Annotated in this window: 10 protein-coding genes and 1 pseudogene; 6 read left to right on the plus strand and 5 right to left on the minus strand. The window is 67.2% G+C overall.

Features of this window, described 5'->3' with window-relative positions; translation table 11 throughout:
• On the plus strand, nt 1-575 hold a 575-nt coding region (locus tag ACWELQ_RS03730), incomplete at its 5' end, for a GNAT family N-acetyltransferase (RefSeq protein WP_452395483.1).
• Between the two features lie 66 nt (nt 576-641).
• Nucleotides 642-1,457, plus strand: coding sequence for an exodeoxyribonuclease III (locus ACWELQ_RS03735; RefSeq protein ID WP_452395484.1), 816 nt, complete (start codon nt 642-644; stop codon nt 1,455-1,457).
• A gap of 4 nt (nt 1,458-1,461) precedes the next feature.
• Here the strand turns inward: ACWELQ_RS03735 and ACWELQ_RS03740 are convergent, their stop codons facing one another.
• From ACWELQ_RS03740 to ACWELQ_RS03755, 4 genes are all read right to left on the minus strand, one after another.
• The gene (locus tag ACWELQ_RS03740) at nt 1,462-2,100 is read right to left on the minus strand and encodes a hypothetical protein (RefSeq protein ID WP_452395485.1); all 639 of its coding nucleotides are present in this window, start codon (nt 2,098-2,100) and stop codon (nt 1,462-1,464) included.
• 110 nt (nt 2,101-2,210) lie between these two features.
• On the minus strand, nt 2,211-4,037 hold the full coding sequence (locus tag ACWELQ_RS03745; RefSeq protein ID WP_452395486.1) for an acyl-CoA dehydrogenase: 1,827 nt from the start codon (nt 4,035-4,037) through the stop codon (nt 2,211-2,213).
• A 158-nt stretch (nt 4,038-4,195) separates the two neighbouring features.
• On the minus strand, nt 4,196-5,149 hold the full coding sequence (locus tag ACWELQ_RS03750; RefSeq protein ID WP_452395487.1) for an oxygenase MpaB family protein: 954 nt from the start codon (nt 5,147-5,149) through the stop codon (nt 4,196-4,198).
• 69 nt (nt 5,150-5,218) lie between these two features.
• Complete coding sequence (locus tag ACWELQ_RS03755) at nt 5,219-7,138, minus strand: acyl-CoA dehydrogenase (RefSeq protein WP_452395488.1); 1,920 nt, start codon at nt 7,136-7,138, stop codon at nt 5,219-5,221.
• Nucleotides 7,139-7,293: 155 nt separating this feature from the next.
• On the opposite strand from ACWELQ_RS03755, the gene ACWELQ_RS03760 reads away from it, so the two are divergent.
• From ACWELQ_RS03760 to ACWELQ_RS03775, 4 genes are all read left to right on the plus strand, one after another.
• On the plus strand, nt 7,294-7,920 hold the full coding sequence (locus ACWELQ_RS03760; protein ID WP_452395489.1) for a TetR/AcrR family transcriptional regulator: 627 nt from the start codon (nt 7,294-7,296) through the stop codon (nt 7,918-7,920).
• 70 nt (nt 7,921-7,990) lie between these two features.
• Complete coding sequence (locus tag ACWELQ_RS03765) at nt 7,991-9,196, plus strand: homogentisate 1,2-dioxygenase (protein WP_452395490.1); 1,206 nt, start codon at nt 7,991-7,993, stop codon at nt 9,194-9,196.
• Nucleotides 9,197-9,240: 44 nt separating this feature from the next.
• On the plus strand, nt 9,241-10,419 hold the full coding sequence (gene fahA, locus ACWELQ_RS03770) for a fumarylacetoacetase (RefSeq protein ID WP_452395491.1): 1,179 nt from the start codon (nt 9,241-9,243) through the stop codon (nt 10,417-10,419).
• A 101-nt stretch (nt 10,420-10,520) separates the two neighbouring features.
• Nucleotides 10,521-12,854 carry an MMPL family transporter gene (locus tag ACWELQ_RS03775; protein ID WP_452395492.1) on the plus strand — a complete coding sequence of 778 codons (2,334 nt, stop codon included), beginning with the start codon at nt 10,521-10,523 and terminating at the stop codon, nt 12,852-12,854.
• 39 nt (nt 12,855-12,893) lie between these two features.
• On the opposite strand, the pseudogene ACWELQ_RS03780 reads toward ACWELQ_RS03775, so the two are convergent.
• Nucleotides 12,894-14,180, minus strand: a pseudogene (locus ACWELQ_RS03780) (MFS transporter); the annotation flags it as partial.
• Nucleotides 14,181-14,218: the final 38 nt, after the last annotated feature.

A 14,218-nucleotide genomic window follows, 5' to 3' on the forward strand; every position in this document is an offset into this window, starting at 1 on the left:
GGCGAGGACGGCCATGCGAGTGGTACTCCGCGCACGGCCTGCCGCTGGTGCTGCAACTGCCCGATCGGCTGGCCACCGCGCCCGCGGGGTGGCGCAGCTGGAACGAAACCCAGGTGATGGCGGCCGACATCGCGAACATCATGCTGCCGCAGGGTCCGCCGATGGTGCGGTTCACCACCGAGCCGGACGGGGCGTGGCTGTCCACGCACCGGCATCGCGGCGGGGACACCGATGTCGGCTCCACCCCTTCGGTGGAGGTGCTGACCGCGGTGCGCGACGGTGAAGTCACCTTCGCCACACTGGGTTTGCCGACGCCGCTCGCCATCGGCCGGGCGGCGCTCACCACCGCGCCGGACGGGCGCAAATGGGTGGGCCTGACCTGCGTGGCGGTGGCGGCCGGGCATCGCCGTCACGGGCTGGGCTCGCTGGTGTGCGCGGAGATGATTCGCTGGGGCCAGACGCGCGGGGCGACGCACGCGTACGTGCAGGTGTCGGACGACAACGACGCCGCGCAGGCGTTGTATGGAGAGATGGGCTTCGTCGAGCACCACCGCTACCGGTACGCCGCGCCCTGATCGTCACGCTCGATTATCGAGCGACCCGATTTTCGAAAGACACTATTGCTGAAAGGTTCACCGCTCGTGCGCATCGCTACCTGGAACGTGAATTCGATTCGCACCCGGCAGGATCGGGTGCTGGCCTGGCTGGACCGCGCCGACGTCGACGTGCTGGCCATGCAGGAAACCAAGTGCAAGGACGAGCAGTTCCCGTTCGAGGCGTTCGAGGCCGCCGGGTACGAGGTCGCGCACGTGGGCCTGAACCAGTGGAACGGGGTGGCCATCGCCTCCCGCGTCGGGCTCGAGGATGTCGAGATCGGCTTCCCGGATCAGCCCGGGTTCGACAAGGACGCCGGGGAGTCGCTGCTGAGCACGCCGGTGGTGGAGGCCCGCGCGATCGGCGCGACCTGCGGCGGGGTGCGGGTGTGGAGCCTGTACGTGCCCAACGGCCGCGCCCTGGACGATCCGCACTACACCTACAAGCTGGAATGGCTTGCCGCGCTGCGCAATGCGGGCAGCAAGTGGCTGTCGGAGGATCCGGACGCACAGATCGCGCTGGTCGGCGACTGGAATATCGCCCCGACCGACCTGGATGTCTGGTCGCCGGAGTTCTTCGAGGGCAAGACCCACGTGTCCGAGCCCGAGCGCGACGCCTTCGACGCGTTCGGCGAGGCGGGCTTCAGCGACGTGATGCGCCCGTTCCACCCCGGTCCGGGCGTCTACACCTACTGGGACTACACCCAGCTGCGCTTCCCGCGCCGCGAGGGCATGCGCATCGACTACATCCTGGCCTCCCCCGCCCTGGCGGCCCGCGTCACCGAGGCGAACGTGGACCGCGAGGAGCGAAAGGGCAAGGGCGCCAGCGATCATGCGCCCGTGGTGGCCGAGCTCGCCGAGTAAGGCGCTAAACCGGCCTGGTCTTGATGGCGTCGCGGGAGATGAAGACGTCGTACGTCCCCGGTGTGGCGATCACCGCGTTGCCGTACGCCGACTTCACGAAAGGCTTTGTGTACCAGGACTGATCCTTCATGTCCTGGAAGAAGTCGGCGTCGCTGCCGTTGAGGAAGATCTGGTTCTGCTTGGTGGCGATGCCGTCGAGCCGCTGGCCGTAGATGCGGGTCACCTTATAGCCGGAGTGGAAGCCGAGCGCGTTCACCCACGGCTCGAGTTCGACGATATTGGCCTGCAACACCCACATATCGCCTTCGACCTGATAGGTCTCGTGCTTGTCGGCGTGGTCCTTGTCGCCGTACAGGGTGAGGTCCACGGTCATCATGTGTTCCTGCCCCGCAACGGGTTTGGCCTCGATGTGGGCGGCCTTCACCTCCCCGGTGAGCCCGAGGAACGTCTGCAACAGCGTGGTGATCCACAGGATCACCACCGCGACGAGCACGAGTCCGACCGCGCCCGCGCCGCGCCCGGCGAGCACCCGCCAGCCGACCTTGCGCGCCTTGAAAACCGCCGTGACCAGAAGCGCGAGCGCGCCGATGCCTAGCACCAGCAGCAGAATCTGAATCCAGCCGAAGGTTACCGGGAAGACCATTCCGTAGTTGTACCCGTTGGGAACGACACAACACAGCAGGTCACAAAACGAAGTGTGCGTGTCCTATCGGCGAGTCGTGGCTCGCCGACAGGACACGCATCCGAGAGACCTTAGAACGCAGCCTCGTCGAGCTTCATGATGTCGTTGTCGATGCTCTCGATGACGGTGCGAACGCCCGTGATCAGCGGCAGCTTGTTCTTCGCGAACCAGGACGCGACACCGACCTTGCCGGTGTAGAAGTTCTTGTCCTTCTCGTCCGCACCGGCGTCCAGCGCCGCCTGCGCGATGGCGGCCTGCTCCAGCAGACGCCACGCGATGACGAGATCGCCCACGGCGTACAGGAATCGGACCGAGCCGAGGCCGACCTTGTAGAGCTCGTCGACCTGCTGCTGCGAGGCGAACAGGTAGCCGGTCAGAGTGGCCGCGATGCCCTGCACGTCCTCCAGCGCGGTGCCGAGCAGTCCGCGCTCGACCTTGAACTGGTCCGGGCCGCCGTCGACGAACTTCTTGATCAGACCCGCGACGTGGCCGAGCGCCACGCCCTTGTCGCGAATGATCTTGCGGAAGAAGAAGTCCTGCGCCTGGATGGCGGTGGTGCCCTCGTACAGGGAGTCGATCTTGCAGTCGCGGATGTACTGCTCGATCGGGTAGTCCTGCAGGTAACCGGAGCCGCCCAGGGTCTGCAGCGATTCGGTCAGGCTCTCGTAGGCGCGATCCGAGCCACAGCCCTTGACGATCGGCAGCAGCAGGTCGTTGACCTTCTCCGCCAGCTCGGCGTCGACACCGTAATTGGCCTGCGCCACATCGGCGTTCTGGTAGGAGGCGCAGTACATGTACAGCGCGCGCAGGCCCTCGGCGTAGCCCTTCTGGGTGGCCAGCGAGCGGCGCACGTCCGGGTGGTGGGTGATGGTGACGCGCGGGGCGGCCTTGTCGGCCATCTGGGTCAGGTCCGCGCCCTGCACGCGCTGCTTGGCGTACTCGAGGGCGTTGAGGTAACCGGTGGACAGCGCGCCGGTGGCCTTGGTGCCCACCATCATCCGCGCGTTCTCGATGACCTTGAACATCTGCGCGATGCCGTTGTGCACGTCGCCGACCAGGTAGCCGACGGCCGGGGTGGCCCCGCCGAAGGTGATCTCACAGGTGGGCGAGGACTTGATGCCCATCTTGTGCTCGACGCCGGTGACCAGCGCGCCGTTCTTGGCGCCGATGGCCATGGTCTCGGTGTCGAACAGGAAGCGCGGCACCACGAACAGCGACAGGCCCTTGGTGCCCGGTCCGGCGCCCTCGGGGCGGGCCAGCACCAGGTGGAAGATGTTGGCGGCGGTGTCGCCCACGTCGCCGCCGGAGATGAAGCGCTTCACGCCCTCGATGTGCCAGGTCCCGTCGGCCTGCTGGATCGCCTTGGTGCGGCCCATGCCGACATCGGAGCCCGCGTCGGGCTCGGTCAGCACCATGGTTCCGCCCCAGCGGTTTTCCCAGGCGTAGGCGGCCCACTTCTTCTGCTCCTCGGTGCCCTCGTCGAAGAGCACCTTGTGCATGAGCGGACCCATGTTGAAGAAGGAGGCCGAGTTGTTGGCGGCCACGATCATTTCCTGGATGCCCCAGATGAGGGCGTTGGGCGCGGGCACGCCGCCCATGTCCTCGGACATGCCCAGACCCGAGTAGCCCGCCTCGTTGACCGCGGCGACGGTCTTCTTCAGCGACTCCGGCACGGTGATGGTGTGCTGATCCGGCAGGAACACCACCGGATTGCGGTCGGCGTCGACGAAGGATTCCGCGATCGGCCCCTCCGCGAGGCGCTTCGCCTCGGCGAGCATCTCGCGCGCGGTGTCGGCGTCCAGGTCGCCGTAGGCACCCTGGTCCAGCAGTTCCCCGATACCCAGTACCTCGAACAAGTTGAACTCGATGTCTCGTAGGTTCGCCTTGTAGTGGGACACGGAAGGGCCTCCTCGGCTGAGTCTTGACTTTTCGAGCGAATCTCGAAGATCAAGGGCGAGGTTGCCGTACGCTCGTCCGGTTACGCAAGCGTAGGCAAGCCTCTTGACCCGAGATGGTCGTCACGACCGGCGAAAACCCCGAAATGTTAACCGCGCCGTTATGCGCTCGAGCGTGCTGAACGGCCGTACAGTTCCTTGGCCTGCGCCGGAGTGACGGTCACCGGATTCGTGGGAACCCCGGCTCGCATGTGCTCCTCGAGCAAGCGACCAGTCATACGACCGATGAAGTGCTTGGCCACCTTCAGTTTCAGCTGATCGTTCTTCAGCGCCGCCATGGCCGTGCGCACCGCGGGCGGGTAGGCGGCGTCGAGCACGCCCGGCTGGTCGAAACCGCCGGTCTCGCGCATCCATTTCGGCAGCGTGGCGATGGCCGCCGGGGCCACCAGACGGCTGCCCGCCCACAGGGCCATGCCCTTCTCACCGGGCGTGAACAACAGATAGTGCATGCCGCGGCGGGCGCGTTCGGAGCTGCACAGCTGCGGGCGCACCCGCTCGAAGTACTCGCGCACCTCCTCGCGGGAAGTCGGGACGTCCTCGAGGCGGCAGGTCTGCAATTCGGCGGCGATGACGCACTCCCGCCAGTACTGCGCTTCCTCCTCCGGGCTCAGCGGACCCGGTCCGTACATCTCGTAGCACTTGAGCACCGAATGCCAGCCGGTGACGTGGATCCACAGCTGCGAGTCGGGATTGTTTGCGCTGTAGCGCTTTCCGCTGATCGGCTCGATGCCGGTGGCCTTGGCGTGCACCTGCATGAGGTGCTCGGACGCCTCGATCGCCATGCGGCTGTCGGCCACGGCCGCGATGAGGAAGTAGGCGAAGGTGTGATCGAGGCGGCCGCGCGGGTCGGAGTAGATGCCACCGACATCGGCCACGGCCGCGGTCAGATCCGGGTCGAAGTGCTCGAGCGTGACCGCGCGCTGGAATCCGATGAGCGCGGTGGGCGCGGTCCACACCTTCCAGGTGGGTGAGCCCGGACCGAAGAATCCGTAATCGACCTCGCGGATGGTGCGGGCCGGGGCGTCGAACTGGGGACGCGCGGTCTTCTCCGTCATCGTTCTGCTCCTTTGCAGTGTCGATGGCTAGGCGATTCAGCCTATTCATTCACGAATGTAGCATTTGATTCAGGGGTTCATCTCGTACACACCGGCGAGGCCCGTGACCTGCGTCAACACCTTCTCGAAACGCGCCGAATCGGCGATCGGACGGCGGACCAGGTCCAGGGCGCGGACCTGTTGGGCCTTGGTCGCGGTGGGCTTGGTGTGCAGGGTCAGGGCGTGCTTGGAGAACTCGCGTACGAAGAGGTCGAAGAGTTGGTCGAGGACGGCCTCGTCGGCTCCGGCGATCTCGGCCTGCTCGAGGATGAGCTGGGCGTAGGGCAGGGTCGTGAACAGCTCGCCGAGGGCGAAGAGGAAGTCGACGTCCTCCTGCTGCTGCGCGGTCGGGGTGGCGGCGGCCAGCAGGGTCTGGAAGGCGAGGGCCTGTTCCAGGAAGACCGCGACATTCGGGATGTGCGCGAACTTCTCGAACACCGGACGCCAGTCGGTGAAGCGGATCTTGCCCAGACCGCTGCTCGGGCCCTGCCGGAACAGGAATTCGTCGTCGGCGCTGTCGCGGCGGGTAGGCACGGGAGCGTGTGCGGCCCGGGCGAATTCGGCCCGCAGCGCCGGAACCGCCTTGGCGGCCGGGCCACCGGCACGGCGGCTGGTCCAGCTCAGCGCGCCGGACACCGCGCGCACCGCACCCTTGGGTGCGACACCCGCGCCGGGCAGGTAGCGCAGCGCGGCCAGGGCGGCGTCGGCGGGATGGAACATGAAGTTGGGCATAAACTTCAGCGACAGGGCCATGTTCACGTGCACGGTGCCCTCGAGGCGCGGCAGGCCGAACATGCCGACCATGGCCATGGGGAAGTACATGTCGTTCTCGAAGCCGCGCGCCGCGATCACATCGGCGAGGTCCTCGTAGAGCTTCTGCCCGTGCCGGGTGACCGACATCTTCTCGATGGCGTTGAAAAGCAGGTAGCGCCGGTCGTTCTCATTGGCGCTGCGCATGTAGTCGATGGCCCGCTCACTGTAGAGCTTCATGCCGATCAGCCGCGCGTAGCTGTCCGCGAGCAGCGATTTCACCTGCGGGAACTCGGTCACGCGGTGCCCGAACAGCATTCGGTTGTGGGCATGGTTCACCGCCTCGAACATGGCGTGCTCGCACGCGCCGACCGCGCCGAAACCGAGGTTGAACTTGCCGACATTCACGGTGTTCATGGCGGCGTCGAAGGCCGCGCGCCCGGTGTGCAGGATGTCGGATTCGGCGACGGGGTATTCGTTGAGATCGAAAGCGGCGACGTACATCTGGGAGTCGACGACGTTCTTGCGGAGCTTGTAGTTCTTGTGCCGGGAGTCGGCGGCGAAGAACAGGTAGCCGGAGTACTCCTCGTCGGTCATCTTCCGCAGGAAGTCCGCGGAGTCGATGATCGGTTTGTCGGCGCGGCGGCCGAACACCGACACCATGCCCGCGAGATTGCCGTTGCCGATGTAGTACTTGCCGCCGGTGGCGGTGTAGCCGCCACGGGGTTTCGGCTCGAGCACCATGTCGGTGGAGTAGATGTCCGCGCCGTGCTCTTGCTCGGACAGGCCGAACGCGAAGATCTCGCCGGATTCCAGCAGCGCGGCCGCACGAGCCTTGGCTTCCTGGTTCGCGCTCTGCCAGATCGGGCCCAGGCCGAGAATCGTGACCTGCCAGACGTACCAGTACTGCATGCCGTAGAAGCCCAGGATCTTGCTCATCATGGCGATGCGCGCGGTGTCCCAGCGCTTGTTGGCGTCGCCGCCCGCCTGCCCGGCCGGCGTCAGGAAGGTCGCGAAGACACGCTCGCGCTTGATGAAGTCCAGGAAGTCGGCGTACCAGACCCGGTCCCGGCTCTCGGCCAGGAGCCGTACCTTGCCGAAGGCCTCGAAGTAATCGACGGTGGCGCGCAGCAGTCGCCGGGTCTCCGCGTCGAACTCGGCGAAGTCGCAGGTCTTCGGGTTGAACAGGGTCTGACTCATCGGGATCCATCTCCTCCGGCCGGGGGCGTCCTCGGCTCCACCGGGTGGTTTCCTACGTGAATGTAGCATTTTTGTGCAGTGATGTAGGAAACGATCTTGTTACCCCTGCGGACCAGCCGTTCCCTCCTCCGCGCACACTGCTATCGTCGGTGCGCATGGGTACCGATTCGGCGATACGACCACGCCAGCGCGCGCGGCATCTGGGTCCCGAACGCCGGCGCCCGCAGGTCCTCGACACCGCACTCGAGATCGCCGTCGCGGACGGCATCGCCGCGGTGACCATCGCCGCCGTCGCCGACCGCATGAAGGTGACCCGGCCCGTCGTCTACGCCTGCTTCACCGATCGGGTCGAACTGCTCCAGGCGCTGATTCAGCGGGAAGAGGAATACCTGGTCGCGGGCATTCTGGATGTGCTGCCGCGCCGCCGCGTCGAGGCCGACGAGGCGGTGTTCGTGGAGGGCTTCCGCGCGCTGCTGCACACCGTGTCGCAGCGGCCCGACAGCTGGCGACTGCTGTACGGGAATCCCGATCCGGCCGTGGCGGATTCGTTCGGCAAGGGGCGGATACTCGCGGTCGAGCGCTGCACCCGGCGGCTGCGGCCGACGCTGAAGGCGTGGGGTACCGACGAGGCCGAACGTAAGCTTCCGGCCCTGGTCGAACTGTGGGTTTCGGCCGGTGAGGGCGCGGTGCGCACCCTGCTCACCGACCCGGGCGACTGGACCCCGGACACGTTGGGCGAGTTCATCGGAGCGGCCGTCTACAGAGCCTTGCGGCACGCCTGAAATCGGGGCCGCACCCGCAATCCGATGGCTACGATGGGAAACGGACCATCGGTCAATGCGGGAGACGGCGATGACGTTCTATCGGCAGGTCGGTTCGGTGCCACCCAAGCGGCACACCCAGCATCGGGATGCGCAAGGTCAGCTCTATTACGAAGAGCTGATGGGAGAAGAGGGCTTCTCCGGCGACTCCTCACTGCTCTATCACCGGGGATTGCCTCCGGCCATTGTGGATTCGTCGGTGTGGACGCTGCCCGAGCAGCGGCTCTACCCGAATCATCCACTGCGGCACCGGCATCTGAAACTGCACGAACTGTTCCTCGGCGACAAACCGGGCGAGAGCGATGTGGTGACGGGGCGGCGGCTGCTGCTCGGCAATGCCGATGTGCGCATCTCGTATGTGGCGGCGCTGCGGGAATCGGCGCTGTACCGCAATGCCGTCGGTGACGAGCTCGCCTATATCGAATCCGGTTCCGGGCGGGTGGAAACCGTGTTCGGGTCACTGCCGGTGCGGCAGGGACATCAGGTGCTGATCCCGCGCGCCACCACCCACCGCTGGATTCCGGACGGGCCGGAACCGTTGCGTGCCTATCTCATCGAGGGCTCGGGGCACATCACCCCACCCAAGCGGTACCTCTCGAAATACGGCCAGTTCCTGGAGCATTCCCCGTACTGCGAGCGGGATCTGCACGCGCCCACCGAACTCGCGACCGCGACGGGCGAGAATGTGGAGGTGCTGGTCAAGCATCGCCCGGCCGGTCAGATCGTGGGCACCAGCATGGTGTACGCCACCCATCCGTTCGATGTGGTGGGTTGGGACGGCTGCCTGTACCCGTTCACCTTCGACATCGCCGATTTCGAACCCATCACCGGCCGTGTGCATCAGCCGCCGCCCGCGCATCAGGCGTTCGAGGGCCAGAACTTCGTGATCTGTAATTTCGTGCCGCGCAAGGTGGACTACCACCCGCTCTCGATTCCGGTGCCCTACTACCACTCCAATGTGGACTCCGACGAGATCATGTTCTATTGCGGCGGAGATTACGAGGCGCGCAAGGGATCCGGCATCGGGCTGGGTTCGGTGTCAGTGCATCCGGGCGGATACGCGCACGGGCCGCAGCCGGGGGCCTACGAGCGCAGTATCGGCCTCGAGTTCTTCGACGAGCTGGCGGTCATGGTGGACACCTTCCATCCGTTGCAGCTGGGTGAGGGTGCGTTGGCGTGTGAGGATCCGGGCTACGCCTGGACCTGGTCGGGTCGCGGCCCGAGCCAGTGGATTTGAGTGTCGAGCGGAGCGGGCAGGTGACGGGGAAGGTGCAAGGGGAGATGAGCAGCCGGGTGCGTATCGAGGTGCCGGAAGGGTCCGGGTTCGGGCCGACCCACCTGCCGTACTGCGTGTTCCGCCCGCTGGGCGAGGAGCCGCGGGTAGGGGTGCGGCTGGGTGATTCGATCATCGATCTGGCGGTGGCGCTGGATGATCCGATGTTCCATCAGCCCAGCCTGAACGCCTTCATGACGCAGGGCCCGCAGTGCTGGCGGGAGGTGCGCGAGCGGGTCACCGCGGCGGCCGACGCGGAGCTGCCCGCGGCGGCGGTGCACGATGTGCGGGCGGTGCGGCTGGATCTGCCGGTGGAGATCGGCGACTATGTCGACTTCTACGCCAGCCTCGATCACGCCACCGCGCTCGGCAGCATGCTGCGGCCGAACGGGGAACCGCTGCTGCCGAATTGGCGGCATCTGCCGGTGGGGTATCACGGGCGCTCGGGCACGGTGGTGGTGTCGGGCACCGAGATCATCCGGCCGCACGGGCAGCGCCGGACTGATTCCGGCGCACCGGATTTCGGGCCCAGCCGCCGCCTGGACATCGAGGCCGAGCTGGGTTTTCTGGTGGGTGCGGGGTCGCCCCTCGGCACGCCCATCGGGACCGGTGAATTCGCCGAGCACGTCTTCGGGGTGGCGCTGGTCAACGACTGGTCGGCGCGCGACATCCAGGCGTGGGAGGGGCAACCGCTGGGCCCGTTCCTCGGCAAGTCCTTCGCAACCAGCCTGTCGGCGTGGGTGACTCCGCTGGACGCGCTGACCGAGGCACGGATTCCGCTGCCCGCGCAGGTGCCCGAACCGCTGCCGTATCTGCGCGACGAGGCGGCCTGGGGGCTGGATATCGAGTTACGGGTCAGCTGGAACAACCAACTGGTCTCCACTCCCCCGTTCCGGCGCATGTACTGGTCGCCCGCGCAGATGCTCGCGCACATGACGGTGAACGGGGCCTCCACCCGCACCGGCGACCTGTTCGCCTCCGGCACCATTTCCGGGGCGGAACGCGGCGAGCGCGGGTCGCTGATGGAAATGAGCTGGGGCGGCACCGAACCCATCGAGTTGAACGGGGTGCAGCGCACCTTCCTCAACGACGGCGACGAAATCGTCATCACCGCCACCGCTCCCGCGGTCGGCGGCGGCCACCTGGAGCTCGGCGAGGTTCGCGGTCGAGTCGCGAAAGCTGTTTGATAGCTGAACCACATCACCATGACCATGGTCACTGCACCTACCGAGCGGTAGACCAGGAACGCTACCGTTCCGACGTCTGAAGACCGTCGGAGGTTGCGTCAATGTTGACCAGTTCTGCCCGGTTCGCCATGGCACGCCCGCGCGCGGTCCTGGTCGCCGCGCTGTTGCTCATGCTGATCTGCGGTGGCTTCGGGGCCACCGTGAAGGACCACATGGTCGGCGGCGGCTATCTGACGGACTCGCTGGAGTCGGTGCGCGCCAACGACTTCATCACGAAGAACTTCCCCGGCGGCAATCCGAATCTCATCGTCATGGTGAGCGGCGACGGCGGCGTCAACAGCCCGGACGTGCGCGCCGAGGCGCAGCGCGTCACCGACGAACTCGGCGACAATCCGAATGTGACCGGGGTGCAGTCCTATTGGACCAGCCTCACCACCCGCGCCGATCTGGCCACCGCGCTGAAGAGCAAGGACGGCAACCGCGGGCTCATCATGGCCACGGTCACCGGCACCGACACCGAGGTGCAGACCCGGGCCGCCGATATTTCCACCGAACTGAACGGCGACCACGACGGCGTGCAGGTGCGGGTCGGCGGCATGGCGGGCACCTTCGCCGACATCAACCATCAGGTCGAGAAGGATCTGCTGCTGGCCGAGGCCATCGCGGTGCCGGTGTCGGCGCTGCTGCTGGTGCTGGTGTTCGGCAGCGTGATCGCGGCGCTGCTGCCGGTCGGCGTGGGGCTGTTCGCGATCGCCGCGACGCTCGGCATTCTGCGCGGGCTCACCACGGTCATGGACGTGTCGATCTTCGCGCTCAATATGACCAGTGCGCTCGGGCTGGCGCTGGCCATCGACTACAGCCTGTTCATCGTCAGTCGCTATCGCGAGGAGCTCGGCAACGGGCTCGATACCCGTGCCGCGATCCTGCGCTCGGTGCAAACGGCGGGCCGCACCGTGGTGTTCTCCGGGCTGACCGTCGCCCTCGCACTGGCCGCGCTGGCGGTGTTCCCGCAGCCGTTCTTCAAGTCCTTCGCCTACGCCGGTGTCGCCGTCGTGGTGGCGGCGGTGGGCGCGTCGGTGCTGCTGCTGCCCGCCGCGCTGGTGCTGCTCGGCGATCGGGTGAATGCCTGGGATCTGCGGAAACCGGTGCGCCGCCTGCTCGGTCGCGGCGAGCCGGCACCGAAGCCGATCGAGCGGACGTTCTGGTACCGGCTCGTCACCGGGGTGATGAAGCGCGCCCTGCCGGTCGCGGTGGTCGCGGCGGCGGTGCTGCTCGCGCTCGGATCACCGTTCCTGAAGGCGCATTTCGGGACGCCGGACGATCGCGTGATCGGGACGTTCGCGTCCAGCCGCCAGGTGGGTGACGCGCTGCGGCAGGACTTCAATGCCGATATGGCCTCCAGCGCGGTGGTGACCCTGCCCGGATTCCACGGTGACGCAGGGGAAATCGGCGCGTACGCCAAGCAGCTGTCGGAGGTGCCGGGCGTCGCCGCGGTGCTGTCCGGCGACGGCGTGTACGCGACCGGTCAGAAGATGGCGGCCGGTGTGCCGCAGATGATCGGGCCCGGCGGGACCTATCTCTCCGTCGGCACCACGGTCGCCCCGTACTCCGCCGAGGGCAAGGCGCAACTCGCGGCGCTGCGCGCGGTGCCCGCGCCCGGCGAGGTGCTCTTCGGCGGCGCGGCCGCGTTGAACGAGGACACCATGGACTCGGTGATCAGCCGAATCCCGTTGGCGGCCGGACTGATCGCGATCATCACGCTGATCCTGCTGTTCCTGTTCACCGGCAGCGTCGTGCTCCCGGTGAAGGCATTGCTACTGAACATGCTCTCGCTGACCGCGACCTTCGGCGCGATGATCTGGATCTTCGAGCAGGGCCACCTGTCGAGCCTGCTCGGCTTCACCTCGACCGGCAGCCTCGATCTGTTCATGCCGATCCTCATGTTCTGCCTGGCCTTCGGCATGTCCATGGACTACGAGGTCTTCCTGCTGTCGCGGATTCGCGAGGAGTGGCTGGCCTCGGATCGCGGTCCGGCGGCCAATACTCGCTCGGTGGCGCTCGGGGTGGCCCGCACCGGCCGGATCTTCACTGCCGCCGCGGGTTTGATGGCGGTGGTGCTGCTGGCGGTGGCCACCTCCGAGGTCGCGCCCATGAAGTTGTTCGGCATCGGGCTGGCGTTGGCGGTGGTCTCGGATGCCACCATCATTCGCGGCCTGCTCGCCCCCGCGCTCATGCGGTTGATGTCCACCGGCAACTGGTGGGCCCCGAAACCGCTTGCGGCGCTGCACAAGCGGATCGGGTTGGAGGAGTCAGCGCCGGTAGCCGAGGGCGACCACACCGGCGCAGACCAGCACCAGGACGCCGATGACGCCGAGGCCGACGCCCATGCTGTCGGCGAAGGCGGCCGGATGGTGAGCACCGTCCCCCGCGTGTGACGCCATCAGGGTGCCGATCAGCGCGACACCGATCGCGGCGCCGAATTCGCGTGCGGCGGAGTTCAATCCGGCGCCCATGCCGGAGCGGTCGGCGGGCAGGTTGGCCATGACACCGGTGGTGAGCACCGGTGCGGCGAAGCCCATCCCGAACGACAGCAGCACCAGGTAGACCGCGTACAGCGGGTACGGGGTGCTCGCGTCGGCGGTCGCGACCAGCAGCAGGCCGGCGCCGATGACGGCCAGCCCGCCCGCCGCCGGAAGCCGCGGCCCCATTCCGGCTTCCAGCCGCACCGCGTAGCGGGGCACCAGGATCATGCCGATGGTGAGCGGCACGATGGCCAGGCCCGCGGCCGCCGGGGAGAAGCCCTTCACGTATTGCAGGTACTGCGAGTTCACGAAGAACAGCGCGAAGAGACCGAAAAAGGTGGTGGCCGTGCCCAATACGGCCACGCACAGCGCCCGGGAGCGGAAGACGCGCGGGTCGATGAGCGGATGCGGCGAGCGCAGCGAATGCCCTATCAGCACCGCGATCAGGACGATGCCGAGCCCGAATCCGGCCAGCACCTCCACCGAACCCCAGCCGTGTGATGGGCCCTCGATGATGCCGTACAGCAGGGCGACCGATCCGGCGGTGAGCAGCAGCGCCCCCAGTGGATCCTGATTCGCTTCGCGGCGCGGGGTTTTCGGCGTGACCACCGCGACCACCACCATGAGCAGCAGGCCGGTCGGCACCATCACCCAGAACAGCGACTGCCACGGCAGGAACTCCTGCAACACCCCGCCACCGATATTGCCCAGCGCTCCACCGAGACCCAGCGACAGCGTCCAGGTGGCCAGCGCGTGCGCCCGGGTCCTCGCGTCCGGGGACAGTTGCACGAGGATCGACATGGTCGCGGGCATGATGAGCGCCGCGCCCGCGCCCGAGACGGCACGGCCCGCGATGAGCACGGCCGGGTACACGGCCAGGGCGCTGGTCAACGCACCCGCCGCGAAAAGGCCCAGCCCCGTGAGCAATGCGCCCTTGCGCCCGTATCGGTCGCCGAGCGCCCCGGCCGGAATGAGCAGCGCGGCGAACACGATCACGTAGGCGTCGACGGCCCACAACAGTTCGGCGGGCCGCGGATGCAGCGACGAGGCGGCCAGCAGGGGAATGGACAGGTTGATCGCCGCCACCATGGACTGCGCCACCATGATGCAGGCGCAGACAGCGAGCAGCACCGCGCGTGGCGGCCCGGCGACGCGGGCTTCTGTGACCGGCACTCCGGACACGACTGTGGACATGGATGTACTCCAAACGGCAATGGGAAATTGGAATTCCGTCACCATCCGGACGGAACGAATTCCACGCTAAAGCCGCCCACGGC

This window comes from Nocardia sp. NPDC004722, from assembly GCF_053601505.1.

Coding starts and splice junctions, on each gene's coding strand:
- ACWELQ_RS03775 (WP_452395492.1), top strand. CDS start 10,521: ATGTTGACCAGTTCTGCCCGGTTCGCCATGGCACGCCCGCGCGCGGTC.
- ACWELQ_RS03760 (WP_452395489.1), top strand. CDS start 7,294: ATGGGTACCGATTCGGCGATACGACCACGCCAGCGCGCGCGGCATCTG.
- ACWELQ_RS03740 (WP_452395485.1), bottom strand. CDS start 2,100: ATGGTCTTCCCGGTAACCTTCGGCTGGATTCAGATTCTGCTGCTGGTG.
- ACWELQ_RS03755 (WP_452395488.1), bottom strand. CDS start 7,138: ATGAGTCAGACCCTGTTCAACCCGAAGACCTGCGACTTCGCCGAGTTC.
- ACWELQ_RS03750 (WP_452395487.1), bottom strand. CDS start 5,149: ATGACGGAGAAGACCGCGCGTCCCCAGTTCGACGCCCCGGCCCGCACC.
- ACWELQ_RS03765 (WP_452395490.1), top strand. CDS start 7,991: ATGACGTTCTATCGGCAGGTCGGTTCGGTGCCACCCAAGCGGCACACC.
- fahA (WP_452395491.1), top strand. CDS start 9,241: ATGAGCAGCCGGGTGCGTATCGAGGTGCCGGAAGGGTCCGGGTTCGGG.